Here is an 18,290-nt window from a genome sequence, read left to right on the forward strand (position 1 = left end):
CAATCCTAAAGCAGGCCCTTATCGACCACCGCCAAAAGGACCAGCTTGACCAGATCAAGGACGCCGCATAACCTCGCATCAAGCTGCGCCACTCAGGCAAGTTTCAACATCAAGCGGGACATTCCCTCGCCGGGTCCGGCTCTTCTTTTCATGGGCTTTTGCGAACCAATACAGGTGAGCACACGCCACGGAAAATGATCGCGGTTCAGTTTCCCGAGCCGGTGATCGAAGGTGCAGAAGCTGCGAACAATGCACTCAGCATGGGCCTGAACACCATTGCAGATATCGCCAGAGAACGGATGCGACGAGTCTTTCGGCTACCGGAGCATAAGACTGAACAAGGGTTTCGTGCCTTCAAGCTCACGCAAAGTAATATGATGCGCTGGACTGGTATCGAGCAAAAAGACCCTGACACCTACGCAGCGCAGCTAGAGGCCTTCACCGACAGCCTCGCCCCTGGCTGGCAGCCGCAAGCCGTGATCTGGGAGGTCGGCTTGCGCGAAGGCTACAGCCTGACCGCCAAGGTTGAAGAGCTGGACATCGGCACTGGCCCGACCTTCTGGCGCGTGTCAGATGAGGATCGCAGTTTCACCATCTGTCTCGACGAGGCCCTGACCCTCGATGCCGTCGCCCCATTGGACCTGACCAAGGACGACATTTTCGTCTGCCGCGACACCGCGCTGGACGACACCCTCGCCGCCAACCTCGCCCTGCAATGTCGGTTGAAGGTGATCTGAGGGCATGAAGTTCAAGTTCGACAGCGAGCAGGAATATCAGGTCGATGCGGTCGAGAGCGTTGTCGGCCTGTTCGACGGTCAGGCCTTCGTGCGTAATCAACTCACCGTGCCGACCGGGGCGGCCTTTCAGGTTGTTCCCAACCGGCTAGACCTGACGCCCGAGCAGCTCCTCGCCCACCTGCAAAAGGTGCAAAACGACCGGGGGCTGGACCAAGACGACAAGCTGGAAACTCTGACCGCCAAGGTCGATACCTTGCGCGGCGAGGAAGACATTACCTTCCCCAACTTCTCGGTCGAGATGGAGACGGGCACCGGCAAGACCTACGTGTACATCCGTACGGCGTTGCGTCTGTATGAGACCTACGGGCTGCGCAAGTTCATCATCGTCGTGCCATCGGTCGCCGTGCGCGAAGGCGTGAAGAAAACGCTGGAAGTAACCAAAACCCACTTCGACAAGCTCTTTGGCAAGCCACCATATCACTTCACCGTCTACGATTCCGCCCGCAAGAGTCAGGTATCCGGGTTCGCCCTCTCTGACGGGATCGAGATAATGGTGATGACCATCGACGCCTTCAAACGCGCAGAGACAGTCATTCGCCAATCGCGTGAAGGGCTAGACCCGCCAATCTACCAGCTTCAAGAAACGCGGCCCGTGTTGATCTTGGACGAGCCGCAAAACATGGAAAGCGATCTGTCGGTTTCCGCACTGGCCTCTCTCAACCCAATCTGCGCCCTGCGCTATAGCGCGACCCATCGAAACGCATACAATGTGGTTTATCGCCTGACCCCGTTCGACGCCTATCGCCAAGGGCTAGTGAAGCGGATAGAGGTCGCATCGGTGGTTCAGCAAGACAACGAAAACATGCCGTTTGTGCGGGTTGAAGAGCTGAATGCCACCAAGCGAACCGTCAGCGCCAAGCTGAGCGTCCACAAGCTGATGGCGACGGGGAAGATCCAAGAGAAGCCCATCACGGTTCGAAGCGGCGATAGTCTGGTCGAGAAAACCGGGCGCGCTGAGTACGAAGGTTTCGTCGTGGACGAGATCAATCCCGGATCGGGTTTCATCCGCTTCGCAAACAATCAGGAGCTGGCCCTTGGCGGTGAACAAGGCTCCGACCGTGATGCGATCTTCGAGGCGCAAATCGCCTTCACCATCGAAGAGCATTTCCGCCGACAGCGGCGGTTGAAGGAGCACGGCATCAAGGTCTTGTCCCTGTTCTTCATCGACAAGGTGGACAACTACTCCCCCGATGATGGCAAGTTGAAGATGATATTCGTCAAAGCGTTTGACGAGATCAAACAGCGGTACGACGAATGGAAAACTGTCAGTGCCGCCGATGTGCAAAAGGCCTATTTCGCCACAAAGACGAAGAAGACGGGCGAGACGGAAGTCTTGGACAGCACAGGCAAGACCAAGCAGGACGACGAGGCCTTCAACCTCATCATGCGTGAGAAGGAGCGCCTACTTTCCTTTGAAGAACCGGTTGCGTTCATATTCTCGCACTCGGCACTTCGCGAAGGCTGGGACAATCCGAATGTCTTCCAAATCTGCACCATGCGCGAGGTAGGCAGTGATACAGAACGTCGCCAGCAAGTTGGGCGAGGTGTCCGCTTGCCTGTCAATCAGGACGGCGACCGTATCCAAGACGAACAGATCAATGTACTCACCGTGGTCGCCAGCGAGACCTACGAGCGCTTTGTCGCGGGCCTGCAGAGCGAGATCGAAAGAGAGTATGGCAAGGACGCCCTGCCACCCCCGCCACCCAACCAACGCAAGCGCACGATCATTAAGTTGCGCAAGCAGTTCATGTTGAAACCCGAGTTCAAAGAGCTTTGGGACAAAATCAAACATAGGACGCGGTATTCGGTCCAAATCGACACGGCGAAACTAATCGAGGACGCAGTTGCGGAGCTGGATGAGACGACAATCAGCAAGCCGCGCATCACGGTCTCGAAGGCCAATATCCGTGTTGATGAAGCCGAGGACTTCTTCGAACCAATCGTTCTGAGCGGTGCGAGAACTGCAGTCGACCTTGCTGGGCGCTATCCTCTTCCCAACCTGATCGAAGTCATGGAAAGCCTGATGGAGAACACCTCTCCGCCGATGAGGCTATCCCGACGCACGTTGCTCGAGGTTTTCAAAAGGACCTCAAAGCGCGACGAAGCCACCGAAAACCCGCATGATTTTGCCGTTAATGCGGTAAACATCCTTAAATCCAAGCTCGCCGACCAAATGGTGAAAGGCATCAAGTACGAGAAAGATGGTACTTGGTTTGAGCAGAGCCAGTTCGCGGAAGAAATTCAAACTTGGGAAGACTATGTTGTTCCTAGCATCGAGACTGGTGGCGTGGGAGGCACGCATATCTACGATGGAGTCCGCTGGGACTCCGAGGGAATCGAAAAACAGTTTGTGCTCGACCTTGAGAAACGGGCTGATGTCAAACTCTACATAAAGCTTCCAGACTGGTTTACCGTCGATACACCGATTGGGCGGTATAATCCGGACTGGGCAGTGGTGATGGATGACCCTGACAACGGCGGGGAGAACCTGTACTTGGTACGGGAGACCAAGGGAACACTTGAACTTGGCGAATTGAGGCCAGATGAGAAAGCCAAAATCAAGTGTGGGCAGCGTCATTTCAGAGACGCTTTGGGGGTCAGCTACAAAGTAGTCACCAATGCTTCTGAGCTACCTGACGGCGGTGTTTGATGCTGATTGTCACTTTAAGCGGCGTGCGTGCAAGCTAACGTGACAGGACGTGAGTCTGATACTCAAGTCAGGCCAGATTCTGTGACAAGCAAGTTTCCATAGCATTGAGGAGTGAAACTACCTCACGACCCCCGTTTGAAAACGCTTGCCTCTCGCGGCCCGGCTTGGTCTTAAGGCGGTCATGAGACTTCTTTTTCTTGGCGATGTCATGGGCCGGGCCGGGCGCCGGGCGATCACCGAAACCCTGCCCGCGCTGCGCGACAGGCTCAAACTCGATTTCGTCGTCGTCAATGGCGAAAACGCGTCGAACGGGATGGGTCTGACCGCGTCCCATGCCAAGCTGCTGCTGGAGGCCGGGGCCGATGTCCTTACCCTCGGGGATCACGCGTTCGACCAGAAGGACATGCTGCAATTCTGCGAGGCGGAGCCGCGCGTCCTTCGCCCGTTGAACTATGCCAAGGCCGCACCGGGCCGCGGCGCACGGGTCTTCGATGTGCCCGGCGGGCGCAAGATCCTGGTGGCGCAGGTGCTGGGCCAGGTCTTCATGAAACGCGCATTCGCCGATCCATTCTCGGCGGTCGAGACCGCGCTCAAGACCCACCCCCTTGGCGGCGTGGTCAATGCCGCGCTTGTCGACATGCATTGCGAGGCGACCTCGGAAAAGATGGCGATGGGGCATTTCTGCGATGGCCGGGCCAGCGTCGTGGTGGGCACCCATACCCATGTTCCCACCGCCGACGTGACGATCCTGCCGCGGGGCACAGCCTATCAGACCGATGCCGGCATGTGCGGCGATTACGACAGCGTCATCGGCATGCAGAAGGAAGAGCCGATGCGCCGCTTCCTCACCGGCATGCCCAAGGCCCGGTTCGAGCCGGCCAACGGTGCGGCCACCCTGTCGGGACTCTATGTCGAGACCGATGACAGGACGGGGAAGGCGGTGCGGGCCGTGCCCTTGCGCGAGGGCGGGCGCCTGTCTCCCGCCGGGCCCGAATGATATCGCGGTTCGGACTCAGCCTGGCGCTGGTGGTCATGGGCGCAGGCTGGGGGCTGACCCAACCGCTGACCAAGATCGCCGTGTCCTCGGGCTATGGCCATTTCGGGCTGATCTTCTGGCAGATGGCGCTCGGCGCGCTGCTCACCGGCGGCCTGCTGGCCGCGCGCGGCACCCTGCCGCGGCTGACCCGGGAACGCCTGCCCATCGTCATCCTCGTTGCGGCCCTTGGTACGCTCCTGCCCAACACGACCAGCTACCAGGCCGCCTTTCACCTGCCGTCTGGGGTGATGTCGATCATCATCGCCACCGTGCCGATGTTCGCCTTTCCCGTGGCGCTGATGCTTGGGATCGACAGGTTTTCCATGCGCCGGCTGGCCGGGTTGGCCATCGGTCTTGCAGGGGTGGCGTTGATCGCCCTGCCGCGCGGCAGCCTGCCGGATCCCGCCATGCTGGCCTGGATCCCGGTCGCCCTGGTGGCGCCGCTCTGCTACGCGCTGGAAGGCAATGCGGTCAACCGCATGGGCACGGCCGGCCTCTCTGCGGTGGGGCTGCTCTGCCTCGCGTCGATCCTGGGCGCCGCGGTCGCGCTGCCCCTGGCGCTGGCCAGCGGCCACTGGATCGCGCCCGCCGGCCTTCTGACCCGCGAGGGCCAGGCGTTGATCGCCAGCGGCGTCGTCCACGTGGCGGTCTATGCCGGCTATATCTGGCTGGTGGGTCGGGCCGGGGCGGTGTTCGCGGGGCAGGTGGCCTATCTGGTCACCGGGTTCGGCGTGATCTGGGCGATGGTGCTGCTGGGCGAAAGCTATTCCGGCTGGGTCTGGGCCGCGCTGGCGGCGATGCTTCTGGGCCTGACGCTGGTGCGCCCGCGCCAGGTGGAAAAACCGGTTGATGCGCTGCCGCCGAGTGATGACACTGGTCCGGCAGCGGGCGCGGGACAGACATGATCGAGTTTTTTGACCTGGGCGGGAACGCCGATGCCATCGTGACCCTGACCATCGTCGTGGTCATGTTCCTGCTGTTCCTGCGCGAAACCTTCCCGACCGAGGTCGTGGCCATTGCCGGGGTCGCGCTGATGCTGGTGGCCGGCGTCCTGCCCTACGAGCAGGCGCTGACGGTCCTGTCCAACCCCGCCCCCTGGACCATCGCGGCGATGTTCCTTGTCATGGGCGGGCTCGTGCGGACCGGGTCGCTCGATGCGTTGACCACGCTGGCCGACCGCCGGGTGCGCACCAATCCGCGCCAGACCATGGTGCTGGTCTTCGGTTTCGTCATCATTGCCAGCGCCATCATGAACAACACGCCTGTTGTCGTCGTGATGATCCCGGTCTTCGTGCAACTGGCCCGCACGCTGGGCCTGTCTGCCTCCAAGCTGCTGATCCCGCTGTCCTATGCGGCGATCATGGGGGGCACGCTGACCCTGATCGGCACCTCGACCAACCTGCTGGTCGACGGTGTGGCGCGCGGACAGGGCTTGGCCCCCTTCACGATTTTCGAGGTCACACCCGTGGCACTGGTGGTGGTCGGCTGGGGGCTGATCTACCTGACCCTGATCGCGCCGCGCCTGCTGCCCGAGCGGGACAGCATGGCGAACCTTTTGTCCGACCGCTCCAAGATGCGCTTCTTCACCGAGGCGGTGATCCCCCCCGACAGTAACCTGATCGGGCGCGAGGTGCCGGGCGTGCAGTTGTTCAAGCGCGAGGGCGTGCGGCTGATCGACGTGGTCCGCGGCGACACCTCGCTGCGCCGCGATCTGCAAGGCGTCGAATTGCAGGTCGGCGACCGGGTGGTTCTGCGCACCGCGATGACGGAACTGCTCAGCCTGCAACGCAACAAGTCGCTGCGCCGGGTCGATCAGGTCAGCGCCGTGGAAACCCAGACGGTCGAGGTGCTGATCACGCCGGGCTGCAAGATGGTGGGCCGTCGCCTTGGCGCATTGCGCCTGCGCCGGCGCTATGGCGTCTACGTGCTGGCGGTGCACCGGCGCAGCCAGAATATCGGCCGGCAACTGGACGACCTGACCGTGCGGGTGGGCGACACGCTGCTTCTGGAAGGCGCGCCCGAGGATATCAAGCGCCTGGCCGACGACCAGGACCTCGTGGATGTCTCCACCCCGTCCGCCAAGGAATTCCGCCGCAGCCACGCGCCCATCGCCATCGGGGCGCTTCTGGCCATCGTCACCCTGGCCGCTTTGGGCGTCGCGCCGATCCTGTTCCTGGCCGTCGTGGCCGTGGCGGTCGTCCTGGTCACGGGCTGCATCGACGCCGAAGAGGCGTTTTCCTTCGTCGAGGGGCGGCTTCTGGCGCTGATCTTCGCCATGCTGGCCATCGGCGCGGCCTTGCAGGCCTCGGGCGCGGTCGAGCTGATCGTCTCCGCCGTGGCGCCGGGGCTGCAATCCCTGCCGCCCTTCCTGATCGTCTGGGCGATCTACCTGCTGACCAGCGTCCTGACGGAACTGGTTTCCAACAACGCCGTCGCCGTGGTCGTGACCCCCATCGCCATCGGGCTGGGGCAGGCCATGGGAATCGACCCGCGCGGGCTGGTCGTGGCGGTGATGATTGCCGCCTCGGCCAGTTTCGCCACGCCTATCGGCTACCAGACCAATACGCTGGTCTATGGTCCGGGCGGCTACAAGTTCACCGATTTCCTGCGCGTCGGCATCCCGCTGAACCTGACCGTAGGGCTGCTGGCCTCGGCGGTGATCCCCTTGGTCTGGCCGCTATGATGTCCGAAACAATGTCCCCCTATCTGCGCGGCTTCCTTATCACGCTGTTCGGCGTATTGGTCATTTCGCCGGATACGCTGCTGATCCGCCTGATCGAGGCGGACCATTGGGCGCAGCTTTTCTGGCGCGGCACGCTGAGCGGGCTGGCGGTGCTGGTGGGCATCGCCGTTGTGACGCGCGGGCGCGGGTTGCAGCCGCTGCTGCGCCCGACGCGGGCTGATCTGCTGATGGCCGTCGTCTATGGCTCGGGCAATATCGCCTTTGTCTATTCGGCGACCCATACGCTGGTTGCGAACACATTGTTCCTGCTATCGACATCGCCCATCTTCGCCGCCCTCATCGCGCGCTTCGTCCTGAAAGAGGCCGTGGGGATGCGCACGGTGCTGACCATCGCGGCGACGATCGTGGGCATCGCGGTGATCGCCAGCGGGTCGCTGGGCGGGGGTGGCGGCACGATCGAAGGCGACCTGGCCGCGCTATGGGCCGCGATAGCGCTCGCGGTGACCTTTTCCATCGCACGGCGGCAGAAGGGCCGGTCGATGGTGCCCGCCATGGGGGCGGGGGCAATCCTGGCGGGGCTGACCGCCGGGGCGCTGGCCCCCACCGTTATGATCCCCGAAGGCGACCGGATCTGGATGGGCCTGATGGGGCTTTGGGTGGTGCCCGTTGCCTTTGCCTGCCTGACTACCGGCCCGCGCTACCTGCCCGCCGCCGATGTGGGGCTTCTGATGCTGCTGGAGGCGGTGTTCGGCCCCTTGCTTGTCTGGTGGGTGCTGGGCGAAGACCCCGGCCCGCGCACCCTGTTGGGTGGGGCCATCGTGCTGGGCGCGATGGTGGTCAGCAACCTGTGGCTGCTGGCGCGCGGGCAGCGTGACAGGCGGCTTGCCCGGCGGACCTAGCCGTAGCGCGCAACGAAATTCCGCAAGATGCGTTCGGGCACGGTCACATCCGCCGCGCGGCACATCGCAATCAGATCATCGGCGGTTTCCGGCGGGAAATAGCCGCGATCCTTGTAGATGCGGATGCGGGTTTCGAACCCGTCCGCATCGGCCTCGGGGTGGAACTGCGTGGCATAGACGTTCTGGCCATAGCGGATCATCTGGAACGGGCAGGGGCCGCTTTCCAGCAGGTGCACCGTGCCCTCGGGCAGGTGCTGCACGGCCTCCTTGTGGCCAACGAAGGCGTCGAAGACCTCGGGCAGCCCGTCGAGCAAAGGGTCGTCGCCCACCACTCGGCAAGTCGTTGCGCCCACCGGCTCGCCATATCTGTCCTTCGAGACCTCGGCGCCAAGGTGATGGGCCAGAATGCCGATGCCGTAGCAGCAGCCCATGAAGGGGATATCGCGCGCGGTGATCTCGGGCATGAGGGACAGGCAGGCGGCCTCGATACGGGCCTCGACCGGTGACTTGTCCTCGGGCGCGTCACTGACGCAGCCCGGCCCCCCGCCGACAATGACGCCGGCGTAATCGGACAGATTCAGATCGTCGGGCAGCGCCTCGCAATCCAGCCGGACGCGGTGTGCCTGATCGGCGGTCAGCCCGCCCTTGCGCAGGATCGCGGCGAACTCGTCATCGCTGGCCTCGGTTTCAGGCCGCAGTTGCAGGATCAGGAAGGGCTTGGTCATGTGTCACAGCGGCCAGAAGGTCAGGATGGCCGGGATAGACACCGCCACGATCAGAAGTTCAAGAGGCAGGCCCATGCGCCAGTAATCCCCGAACTTGTAGCCGCCGGGCCCGAGGATCAGGGTGTTGTTCTTGTGCCCGATCGGCGTGAGGAATGCCGACGAGGCCGCAACGGCCACCGCCATCAGGAACGGGTCGGGCGAAACATCCAGCGTGCGCGCCATCTCGATCCCGACCGGGGCGGCGACAATGGTCGTGGCGGTGTTGTTGAGAACATCCGACAGGGTCATGGTGACGACCATCAGAACCGTCAGGATCGCCCAAGCCGGCAGATCGCTTGTCAGTCCGGTCAGGGCGTTCGCGATCAACTCGGTTCCGCCCGAGTCCTCCAGTGCCGCGCCCAGCGGAATCATCGAGCCCAGCAAGACGACCACGGGCCATTCCACGTGATCGTAAAGCTCTGACAGGGGGACAATGCGTGCGAGGGCATAGATCGTCACGACGATCCCCAGCGCCACGGGCAGGTAGATCAGCCCGAAGGAGGCTGCCGCGACCGCCCCGCCAAAGGCGCCGATGGCCAGCCACATCTTGCTGTCGGCGGTCACCGACAGGCCCCGGTCGGCCAGCGGAAGGCACCCCAGCCAGTCGGCCACGTCCATGGCGCGCGCCGAGGGGGCCAGCAACAACAGGATGTCGCCCGGTTCGACCACGGTCTTGCGCATCTGGGTTCGGATAGCGCGGCCCTTGCGGGACATGCCCAGCAGGACCGTCTGGTGCCGCCAAAGCAGCCCTAAGGCCTGCGCTGTCTTGCCGGCGATGCGCGCGCCCTCGGGAACCACGACCTCGATCACGGTCAGCCCGTCCCCATCGGCTTCCAGTTTGTCGGCATTTTCCTTGGTGGTGAACTTCAGCGAAAGCGCGGTGCGGAATTCGTCCAGCGCCGCCGGTGCGGCTTCCAGCACAAGGATATCGTCGCCCTTGAGCACCGCGTTCGAAGCTGACCCATAGCGGCGCTTGCCGTCTCGGATCAGGCCCAGGATGGCCACGTCGTTCTTCTCGGCCGTCTCGTAAAGCTCGCCAAGGCGCTGGCCGATCAGCTTGCTGTTCGTGGGCACGATCAGCTCTGCGAGGTAATCGGCGTAGCTTTCTGCCATGGACCCGGCGGTGGCCTCGTTCTGGGCCGGGATCAATCGCCAGCCGATCAGGGCGACGAAGACCAGCCCCGCCAGCGCCGTGACCGCACCCACCGGCGCGAAATCGAACATGGCAAAGGGCGCGCCGAGGCTGTCCTCGCGGATCGAAGCGATGATGATATTGGGGGGCGTTCCGATCAGCGTGGCCATGCCGCCCAGAATGGTCGCGAAGCTCAGCGGCATGAGCGACAGACCCGGCGCGCGCCCGGCCTTGCGCGCGGTCTGGATGTCCACCGGCATCAATAGCGCCAGCGCGGCCACGTTGTTCATGAAGGCCGACAGGACACCGCCGATTCCGCCCATGATGGTGATATGCGCGCCCAGGCTTCGGGTGCTGTCGATCATGGTCCGCGTGATCAGGTAGACCGCGCCCGAGCGCACCAGCCCCGCCGATACGATCAGCACCAGCGCCACGATGATCGTGGCCGGGTGACCGAATCCCGAAAAGGCGTCATCTACCTTCACCACCCCCAGGAGGACGGCGATCATGAGGGCCCCGAAGGCCACGAGGTCATAGCGGATGCGCCCCCAGAGCAGCAGCGCGAAGATCAGGGCGAAAAGGGCGAAAAGAAGGGTCTGGTCACTGGTCATGACCAGACCCTATTGCGCTGGACGCGCGGCGTCCATCGGCCGTTTTGCCCGGCTCAGACGAAGGGGGCGACCGTTTCCTCGGGCTCGGGCTGGGCCAGGGCCACGGCCTCGTCCAGGTCGATGCTCTTGTCGAACAGGGCCCGCCCTATGATCGTGCCCGCCACCTGCGGGACGTATTTGAGCGTGCTGATATCGTCGAGCGTGCGGACGGTGCCGCGGGCGATGACCGGGGTGCGCGAGGCCTCGGCCACGCGGGTGATCAAGGACACCGAGGCCTCGGTCTCTTCGATGTCCGCGTCGATATCGGTCACGACGATGGCCGCAAGCGCATCATTCTCGAACCAGCCCAGAACGTCGAGCGGGTCGAAGGCCGTGGTGTCGCGCCAGCCGCGCGACATGACCTTGCCCTGGTAGACATCGAGGGCCAGAACGATCTGGTCGGGATAGGCCAGCGCCGCCTCTTTCACGAGGTCGGGATTGACCAGTGCGGTCTGCCCGATCACGACCCGGCCCGCGCCGGCCTCGACCCATTGGGTGATCCGGTCCATCGTGTTCATGCCGCCACCCAGCTGAACCGAGCCGGGTACCGTGCGGATCATCTCTTCGATCAGGGCGCTGTTGTCCGTTTCAGACCGCGAGACAGCGTCGAAATCGGTGACATGCACCCAGCCGGTCTTCTCCACGAACCCCTTGGCGGTCTCGACCGGGTCCACATGCCAGATCGCGGGCTCGTCCAGATTGCCCCGGCGCAGCGAAACGCAGCGGCCGCCCTGCAATTCCAGTGTCGGGTAGATCTGCATGCCGTCCTCCATCCCTTGGGCTTCTACAGTGGGTTGATTCTAGCGATGTTGCCCCCGCGCCGATGGCTTGAAAGCGGCATCATGCATCCCGGGAACGCGCGAATCCGCCCGCGCCATTGCCCACCGGCCCGGCCTTGGGTATGAGGTCCGCCAGACGCCAGAAACCCAAGGGGAGAAACCGGATCATGGCCGGCCATTCAAAATGGGCAAACATCCAGCACCGCAAGGGGCGCCAGGACGCCGCGCGGTCCAAGCTGTTCTCGAAGCTTGCCAAGGAAATCACCGTCGCCGCCAAGATGGGCGACCCCGACCCCGAGAAGAACCCGCGCCTGCGGCTGGCGGTGAAAGAGGCCAAGTCGCAATCGGTGCCCAAGGACGTGATCGAACGCGCGATCAAGAAATCCCAGGGCGGCGATGCCGAGGATTACGAGGAAATCCGCTATGAGGGCTACGCGTCGGGCGGCGTCGCTGTGATCGTCGAGGCGATGACCGACAACCGCAACCGGACCGCCTCGACCGTTCGGTCGACCTTTTCCAAGAACGGCGGAAACCTGGGCGAGACCGGGTCGGTCGGCTTCATGTTCGAACGCAAGGGCCAGATCATGTATAACGCCGAGGCCGGTGACGCCGATACCGTCATGATGGCCGCGATCGAGGCCGGCGCGGAGGATTGCGAAAGCACCGAGGACGGTCACGTCATCATCTGTGCCGACACCGATCTCAACGAGGTCTCCACCGCAATGGAGGCCGAGCTGGGCGAGGCCGAGTCCACCAAACTGATCTGGCAGCCCCAGACCACGACCGAGGTGGACCTGGAGGGGCTGCAAAAGGTCATGAAACTCGTGGAAGCCCTTGAAGACGATGACGACGTCCAGACAGTTACGACGAATTTCGAGGCCCCCGACGAGGTCATGGAAGCCTACGCCGCCGAATAGGCCATGAGGGGTATCCATTCCTGATCCAATTGAGAGGGCCGCCCGCCGTTCCGGCGCGCGGCCCTCGCTGGTTTTCGGGACAGGGGCCCGAGGGCGCACAAGAAATTGGGCTTGTGCCGCCGGGGCCGGCGCGGCAAACCCGAGCGATGTTCGGCGCGTTCACAACCGGCTTCGGCCTCGGCTTTTCCCTGATCCTCGCCATCGGGGCGCAGAATGCCTTTGTCCTGAAACAGGGGCTGCGCCGCGAACATGTGCTTCCCATCGTGCTGACCTGCGCCATCTCGGACGCGATCCTCATTACCGTTGGGGTCTTCGGGTTCGCCGCGCTGACAGAGTGGCTGCCGGGGCTTGCCCCCCTGATGCGCTGGCTAGGGGCGGCATTCCTTCTGGTCTATGGGGCGCTGAGCTTCCGGCGGGCCCTGGCCGGCGGCGAGGCGCTGGACCCCGCGCAGGGGGCGGCAACCAGCCTGCGGGCGGCGCTGCTTTTCTGCCTCGCGATCACCTGGGGCAACCCGCATGTCTACCTTGATACCGTGGTCCTGATCGGTTCGGTCGCTTCGCGCCATGCAGACCAGGCCGGGGCCTTCTGGGCGGGGGCGGTAGCGGCCTCCTTCACCTTCTTCTTTTCGCTGGGCTATGGCGCACGGCTTCTGGCGCCACTGATGGTGCGGCCCCGGGCCTGGCAAGTGCTGGAGCTGGGGATCGGGTGTGTGATGTGGGCGATCGCCTACAGCCTGGTCTTCGGTCACTGAACCAGTGTGTCCGGGGGCTCCGCCCCCGTCGAGCAAGCTCGACTCCCCCGCGGTATTTGCACCCCAAAGAAGCATTCGCTTTTCGCGCAATCCCGCTTCCTTGGGTCAGAAATACCGCGGGGGTGAATGCCGAAGGCGGAGGGGGCAGAGCCCCCTTGCGATGCCTGTCGAACTGGGGTCATGTGGCGCCATGGCAGAACAGCATCGCCCCCTGGCCGGAATCTTCTGGATGATCGTGACCGGCCTGAATTTCGTCGCCGTCACGGCGCTTGTAAAACATGTGGGCAACGACATTCCCGCGGCGCAATCGGCCTTCCTGCGCTACGTGTTGGGGCTGGTCTTCCTGCTGCCGATGATCCGCCCGATCCTGCGGGCGCGTCTGACGCGCCGGCAGATGAAACTGTTCACCCTGCGCGGGGCGGCCCATACCTTGGCGGTGATCCTTTGGTTCTACGCCATGACCCGCATCCCGATCGCCGAGGTCACGGCGATGAACTACCTCAACCCGGTCTATGTCACCATCGGCGCGGCGTTGTTCATGGGCGAGGAGTTGCCGCCCCGCCGCCTGGCGGCGGTTGTCATGGCGCTGATCGGGGCGTTGATCATCCTCCGGCCGGGGCTGCGGGAATTGAACAGTGGCCACTTGGCGATGATCTTCACTGCCATCGCCTTCGCCATCGGCTACATGATCACCAAGCGATTGTCGGGCGAAGTGTCGGCTGCAGTGATCGTGGGCATGCTGTCGATCACCGTGACCATCGGCCTTGCGCCCTTTGCGTTCGCGGTCTGGGTGCCGGTGACGGGCACGCAGCTTCTGTGGCTGTTCGGCGTGGCCTGTTTTGCGACCGCCGGGCACTACACCATGACCCTGGCCTTTGCCTCGGCGCCCTTGACGGTAACCCAGCCCGTCACCTTCCTGCAGCTGATCTGGGCCGTGACCCTGGGCGCCGTGGTCTTCGGCGAGGGGGTGGATGGCTGGGTGATCCTCGGCGGCGTGGTCATCGTCGCCTCGGTCAGTTTCATTTCCTGGCGCGAGGCGCGGGCGCGCCGCATGGTGACGCCCTCGCCCAATGCGCCCAAGGTCTGATCGGGACTCGCAGTCGGGCCGGGCAGGGCCTATATTCCGCCTATGAGTCTGCCCCCCGGTTTCCTTGATGAACTGCGCAGCCGCCTGAGCATCGCCCAGGTCGTCGGCCGCAAGGTCATGTGGGACAACCGAAAGTCCAACCAGGCCAAGGGCGACATGTGGGCGCCGTGCCCGTTCCACCAGGAAAAGACCGCCAGTTTCCACGTCGACGACCAGAAGGGCTATTATTATTGCTTCGGCTGCCACGCCAAGGGTGACGCCATTTCCTTTGTCCGCGAGACCGAGAATGTGGGCTTCATGGAAGCGATCGAGATCCTGGCCGGTGAGGCGGGCATGCCGATGCCAGAGCGCGATCCGCGCGCCCAGGAAAAGGCTGACCGCCGCACGCAGCTGGCCGAGGTCATGGAGATGGCCGTGCAGTTTTTCCGGCTGCAACTCAAGACCGGCCAGGGTGCTGCGGCGCGCGACTACCTGGCAGGCCGCGGCCTGAAGGACGACGCGCTGGCGCGTTGGGAGATAGGATTTGCCCCGCCGGGCTGGTCGAACCTGTGGGATCACCTTTCGGGCAAGGGCATCGAAAAGGATCTGATCCTCGGTGCCGGGCTGGCCCGGGAAAGCGACAGGGGCCGCGCGCCCTATGACGTGTTCCGCAACCGTATCATCTTTCCCATCCGCGACGCCCGCGGCCGCTGCATCGCTTTCGGCGGGCGGGCGATGGACCCGGACGACAGCGCCAAGTATCTCAATTCCCCGGAAACCGAGCTGTTCGACAAGTCCCGCAGCCTGTTCAACATCAAGCGCGCCCGCGAGGCCGCCGGCAAGGGGCATACGCTGATCGTGGCCGAGGGCTACATGGACGTGATCGCCCTGTCCGAGGCGGGGTTCGAAGCCGCGGTTGCGCCGCTGGGCACCGCTGTGACCGAACAGCAGCTGGCGATGATCTGGCGCATCGCGCCCGAGCCGGTCATCACTCTGGACGGTGACACCGCCGGGCAGCGCGCGGCGGGGCGCGTCATGGACCTGGCCCTGCCGCTTCTGGAGGCGGGACAATCCTTGCGGTTCGCCGTCATGCCCGACACCCTGGACCCCGATGATGTTCTGCGCGCCCAGGGGGCGGGCGGGATGCGCAAGCTGCTCGATGCGGCGCTGCCCATGGTGCAGCTGCTTTGGCAGCGTGAAATCGAGGGCCGTGCCTTCGACAGCCCCGAACGCCGCGCCGCGCTGGACAAGGCCCTGCGCGACAAGATCAAGCTGATCCGCGATCCGTCGATCCGTGGCCATTACGGCGAAGCGATCAAGGAGTTGCGCTGGCAATTGTTCGGTCCGTCGCGCAAGCAGGGGCAAGGCCGACGCCCGCGCCCCTGGCAGCCCGGCGGGCGGGGCTTTTTGCCTGAATGGAAAATCGCGCCGCCGATGCCGTCGAGCAAGTCCTCGCTGCTGGTCACCGGTGGCCCGGTCGAGGACCAGCTGCGCGAGGGCGTGATCCTGGCCACGCTGATCCGGAACCCGGCCCTGCTGCCGGATTTCCTGCACGAGCTTGAACGGATGGAGTGCACGACACCTGATCATGCCCTAATACGAGATGCGCTACTTGGTGCTGAAGGCTCCGAGGTCGAGGCGCAGATCGCGGCGCAAATCGGTGCCGGTGCACTTGAAAAACTCTTTGCGCAGGCCCACGTCGCCATAACGCCTGCCGTGCGCAAGCCTGACAATGGCGAGGTCGCGACCATGTGCCTGGCCGAGGAGCTGGCCAAGTTGAATGCCCGACGCGGCCACGCTCATGAGATCGAGGAGGCGATCGAGGATCTGTCCTCTGACGTGGTCGATGAACGTCTTACCGCACGGCTCGCCCAATCGACGGCGGCGATGAACCGCGCCGGCAAACAGGATGACGATGACAAAGCCGAATACGACACCGCGCCGAACGGGGCCCGCATGAAACGGGACGAACGCAGCGCCTTTGACGATCTTTTGGGAAGTATCGACTTTGCCAAGGGGCGCCGATCGCGCTAGAGGGGCGGTTGGGGCATTGCGCAACAGCCCCTGAAAACAAGGCGTAGGGGCATTGCGAATCACGCACGCGCAGGGTTGATTCGGGACACGCGCGAATCAGCCGAATCACTGCGAGACAGCCAGAGGGGACACGCATGGCAGCCAAGGACACCGACGATCGCAGCGAGAACGGCGCGGATGGCGATATTTCCATCGACATGAGCCAGACCGCGGTCAAGAAGATGATCGCCGAGGCGCGCGAGCGCGGCTACATCACCTACGATCAGCTCAACGCGGTGCTTCCGCCCGACCAGGTCAGCTCGGACCAGATCGAGGATGTCATGTCGATGCTCAACGAAATGGGCATCCAGGTCACAGAGGAAGAGGAAAGCGAGGAATCGGTCGACAGCGAGGATGACAAGTCCAAGTCGACCGAGGTTGCCACGACCGGTGCGCGCGACGTGGCGCTCGGTGGCGGCACCACCGAAAAGCTGGACCGCACCGATGACCCGGTCCGCATGTATCTGCGCGAAATGGGCAGCGTCGAGCTGCTGTCGCGCGAGGGCGAGATCGCCATCGCCAAGCGGATCGAGGCAGGGCGCAACACCATGATCCTCGGGCTGTGCGAAAGCCCGCTGACCTTCCAGGCCATCACCATCTGGCGCGATGAATTGCTGGAAGAGGAAATCCTGCTGCGCGACGTGATCGACCTGGAAACCACCTTCGGCAACCAGCTTGACGAGGAAGGGGCGGAAACCGCGCCGGTGGTCGACCCCGAGGCCGCCAAGAGCGAGAAGAAGGACGCCGGCCCCGAACTCGACGCAGACGGCAACCCCATCGCCAAGGACGATGACGACGACGAGGAAGAAGACGCCGCGAACATGTCGCTGGCCGCGATGGAGGCGACGCTCAAGCCGCAGGTTCTGGAAACGCTGGACACCATCGCCGCCGATTTTGCCAAGCTGTCCGAGATGCAGGACGCCCGCATGTCGGCGACGATCAACGAGGACGGATCGTTCAGCGACAAGGACGAGAAGAAATACCAGAAACTGCGCTCGGAAATCGTGCAGCTGGTCAATTCCCTGCACCTGCACAACAACCGCATCGAGGCGCTGATCGACCAGCTTTACGGGATCAACCGCCGGATCATGGCCATCGACAGCTCGATGGTGAAGCTGGCCGACCAGGCCCGCATCAACCGCCGGGAGTTCATCGAGGCCTATCGAGGCCGCGAACTGGACCCGACCTGGCTGGAGGAAATGGGTGCCAAGTCGGGGCGCGGCTGGCAATCTCTGATCGAACGTTCGACCGACAAGATCGAGGAGCTGCGCGCGGAGATGGCCCAGGTGGGCCAGTATGTCGGCGTCGACATTTCGGAATTCCGCCGCATTGTGGCTCAGGTCCAGAAGGGCGAGAAAGAGGCCCGCGCCGCCAAGAAGGAAATGGTCGAGGCCAACCTGCGGCTGGTGATCTCGATTGCCAAGAAATACACGAACCGTGGCCTGCAATTCCTTGATCTCATTCAGGAAGGCAATATCGGCCTGATGAAGGCCGTGGACAAGTTCGAGTATCGCCGCGGCTACAAGTTCTCGACCTACGCGACCTGGTGGATCCGCCAGGCGATCACCCGGTCGATCGCCGACCAGGCCCGCACCATCCGCATCCCGGTCCACATGATCGAGACCATAAACAAGCTGGTCCGCACCGGCCGCCAGATGCTGCACGAGATCGGCCGCGAGCCGACGCCCGAGGAACTGGCCGCCAAGCTGCAGATGCCGCTGGAAAAGGTTCGCAAGGTGATGAAGATCGCCAAGGAGCCGATTTCGCTGGAAACCCCCATCGGCGACGAGGAAGACAGCCAGCTGGGCGATTTCATCGAGGACAAGAACGCCGTCCTGCCGCTGGATTCGGCCATTCAGGAGAACCTCAAGGAAACCACCACCCGCGTGCTGTCGTCGCTCACCCCGCGCGAGGAACGCGTGCTGCGCATGCGCTTCGGCATCGGCATGAACACCGACCACACGCTCGAAGAGGTGGGCCAGCAGTTCAGCGTGACCCGCGAACGCATCCGCCAGATCGAGGCCAAGGCCCTGCGCAAACTGAAGCATCCCAGCCGAAGCCGCAAGCTGCGCAGTTTCCTCGACCAGTAGGT

General features: G+C 63.6%; 14 protein-coding genes. 11 read left to right on the forward strand and 3 right to left on the reverse strand.

Annotated features, from left to right (window positions below; genetic code table 11):
* Positions 1–194 precede the first annotated feature (194 nt).
* The 6 genes from DFK10_RS07065 (at position 195) to DFK10_RS07090 (ending at position 8,065) form a co-directional block, all read left to right on the forward strand.
* Positions 195–737 carry a hypothetical protein gene (locus DFK10_RS07065; RefSeq protein ID WP_109388063.1) on the forward strand — a complete coding sequence of 181 codons (543 nt, stop codon included), beginning with the start codon at positions 195–197 and terminating at the stop codon, positions 735–737.
* A gap of 4 nt (positions 738–741) precedes the next feature.
* Complete coding sequence (locus DFK10_RS07070; protein ID WP_109388065.1) at positions 742–3,447, forward strand: restriction endonuclease; 2,706 nt, start codon at positions 742–744, stop codon at positions 3,445–3,447.
* Between the two features lie 181 nt (positions 3,448–3,628).
* Positions 3,629–4,444, forward strand: coding sequence for a TIGR00282 family metallophosphoesterase (locus DFK10_RS07075; RefSeq protein ID WP_109388067.1), 816 nt, complete (start codon positions 3,629–3,631; stop codon positions 4,442–4,444).
* Positions 4,441–5,388: a DMT family transporter gene (locus DFK10_RS07080; protein ID WP_109388069.1), complete on the forward strand. Its 948-nt coding sequence runs from the start codon at positions 4,441–4,443 to the stop codon at positions 5,386–5,388. Before DFK10_RS07075 ends, DFK10_RS07080 begins: the two co-directional genes overlap by 4 nt.
* Positions 5,385–7,166, forward strand: coding sequence for an SLC13 family permease (locus DFK10_RS07085; protein ID WP_109388072.1), 1,782 nt, complete (start codon positions 5,385–5,387; stop codon positions 7,164–7,166). The genes DFK10_RS07080 and DFK10_RS07085 overlap by 4 nt, the downstream gene beginning before the upstream one ends.
* Positions 7,167–7,177: 11 nt before the next feature.
* Entirely contained in the window at positions 7,178–8,065 is an 888-nt protein-coding gene (locus DFK10_RS07090; RefSeq protein ID WP_217810094.1) for a DMT family transporter, read from the forward strand.
* Here DFK10_RS07090 and DFK10_RS07095 read toward each other — a convergent pair.
* Genes DFK10_RS07095 through DFK10_RS07105 form a run of 3 tightly spaced genes read right to left on the reverse strand, consistent with a single transcriptional unit; the run spans position 8,062 to position 11,372 of the window.
* On the reverse strand, positions 8,062–8,790 hold the full coding sequence (locus tag DFK10_RS07095; protein WP_109388076.1) for a glutamine amidotransferase: 729 nt from the start codon (positions 8,788–8,790) through the stop codon (positions 8,062–8,064). The two genes, DFK10_RS07090 and DFK10_RS07095, sit on opposite strands and share 4 nt — an antisense overlap.
* A gap of 3 nt (positions 8,791–8,793) precedes the next feature.
* Positions 8,794–10,572, reverse strand: a complete 1,779-nt coding sequence (locus tag DFK10_RS07100) for an SLC13 family permease (RefSeq protein WP_109388078.1) — start codon at positions 10,570–10,572, stop codon at positions 8,794–8,796.
* 53 nt (positions 10,573–10,625) lie between these two features.
* Positions 10,626–11,372 (reverse strand): 1-(5-phosphoribosyl)-5-[(5-phosphoribosylamino)methylideneamino]imidazole-4-carboxamide isomerase, encoded by a 747-nt coding sequence (locus DFK10_RS07105; RefSeq protein ID WP_109388423.1) that lies wholly within the window; start codon positions 11,370–11,372, stop codon positions 10,626–10,628.
* 185 nt (positions 11,373–11,557) lie between these two features.
* Between DFK10_RS07105 and DFK10_RS07110 the strand changes: the two genes are divergently transcribed.
* From DFK10_RS07110 to rpoD, 5 genes are all read left to right on the forward strand, one after another.
* Positions 11,558–12,307, forward strand: a complete 750-nt coding sequence (locus DFK10_RS07110) for a YebC/PmpR family DNA-binding transcriptional regulator (RefSeq protein WP_109388080.1) — start codon at positions 11,558–11,560, stop codon at positions 12,305–12,307.
* A gap of 146 nt (positions 12,308–12,453) precedes the next feature.
* Entirely contained in the window at positions 12,454–13,059 is a 606-nt protein-coding gene (locus DFK10_RS07115; protein ID WP_109388425.1) for a LysE/ArgO family amino acid transporter, read from the forward strand.
* 190 nt (positions 13,060–13,249) lie between these two features.
* A complete protein-coding gene (locus DFK10_RS07120) occupies positions 13,250–14,146 on the forward strand; it encodes a DMT family transporter (RefSeq protein WP_235866788.1) in 897 nt (298 codons plus the stop codon).
* A gap of 42 nt (positions 14,147–14,188) precedes the next feature.
* A complete protein-coding gene (dnaG, locus tag DFK10_RS07125) occupies positions 14,189–16,159 on the forward strand; it encodes a DNA primase (RefSeq protein WP_109388082.1) in 1,971 nt (656 codons plus the stop codon).
* A 134-nt stretch (positions 16,160–16,293) separates the two neighbouring features.
* Positions 16,294–18,288 carry an RNA polymerase sigma factor RpoD gene (gene rpoD / locus DFK10_RS07130; protein ID WP_109388084.1) on the forward strand — a complete coding sequence of 665 codons (1,995 nt, stop codon included), beginning with the start codon at positions 16,294–16,296 and terminating at the stop codon, positions 18,286–18,288.
* The last annotated feature ends 2 nt before the right edge of the window (positions 18,289–18,290 follow it).

Source organism: Salibaculum griseiflavum (genome assembly GCF_003129565.1).
Taxonomy (GTDB): Bacteria; Pseudomonadota; Alphaproteobacteria; order Rhodobacterales; family Rhodobacteraceae; genus Salibaculum; species Salibaculum griseiflavum.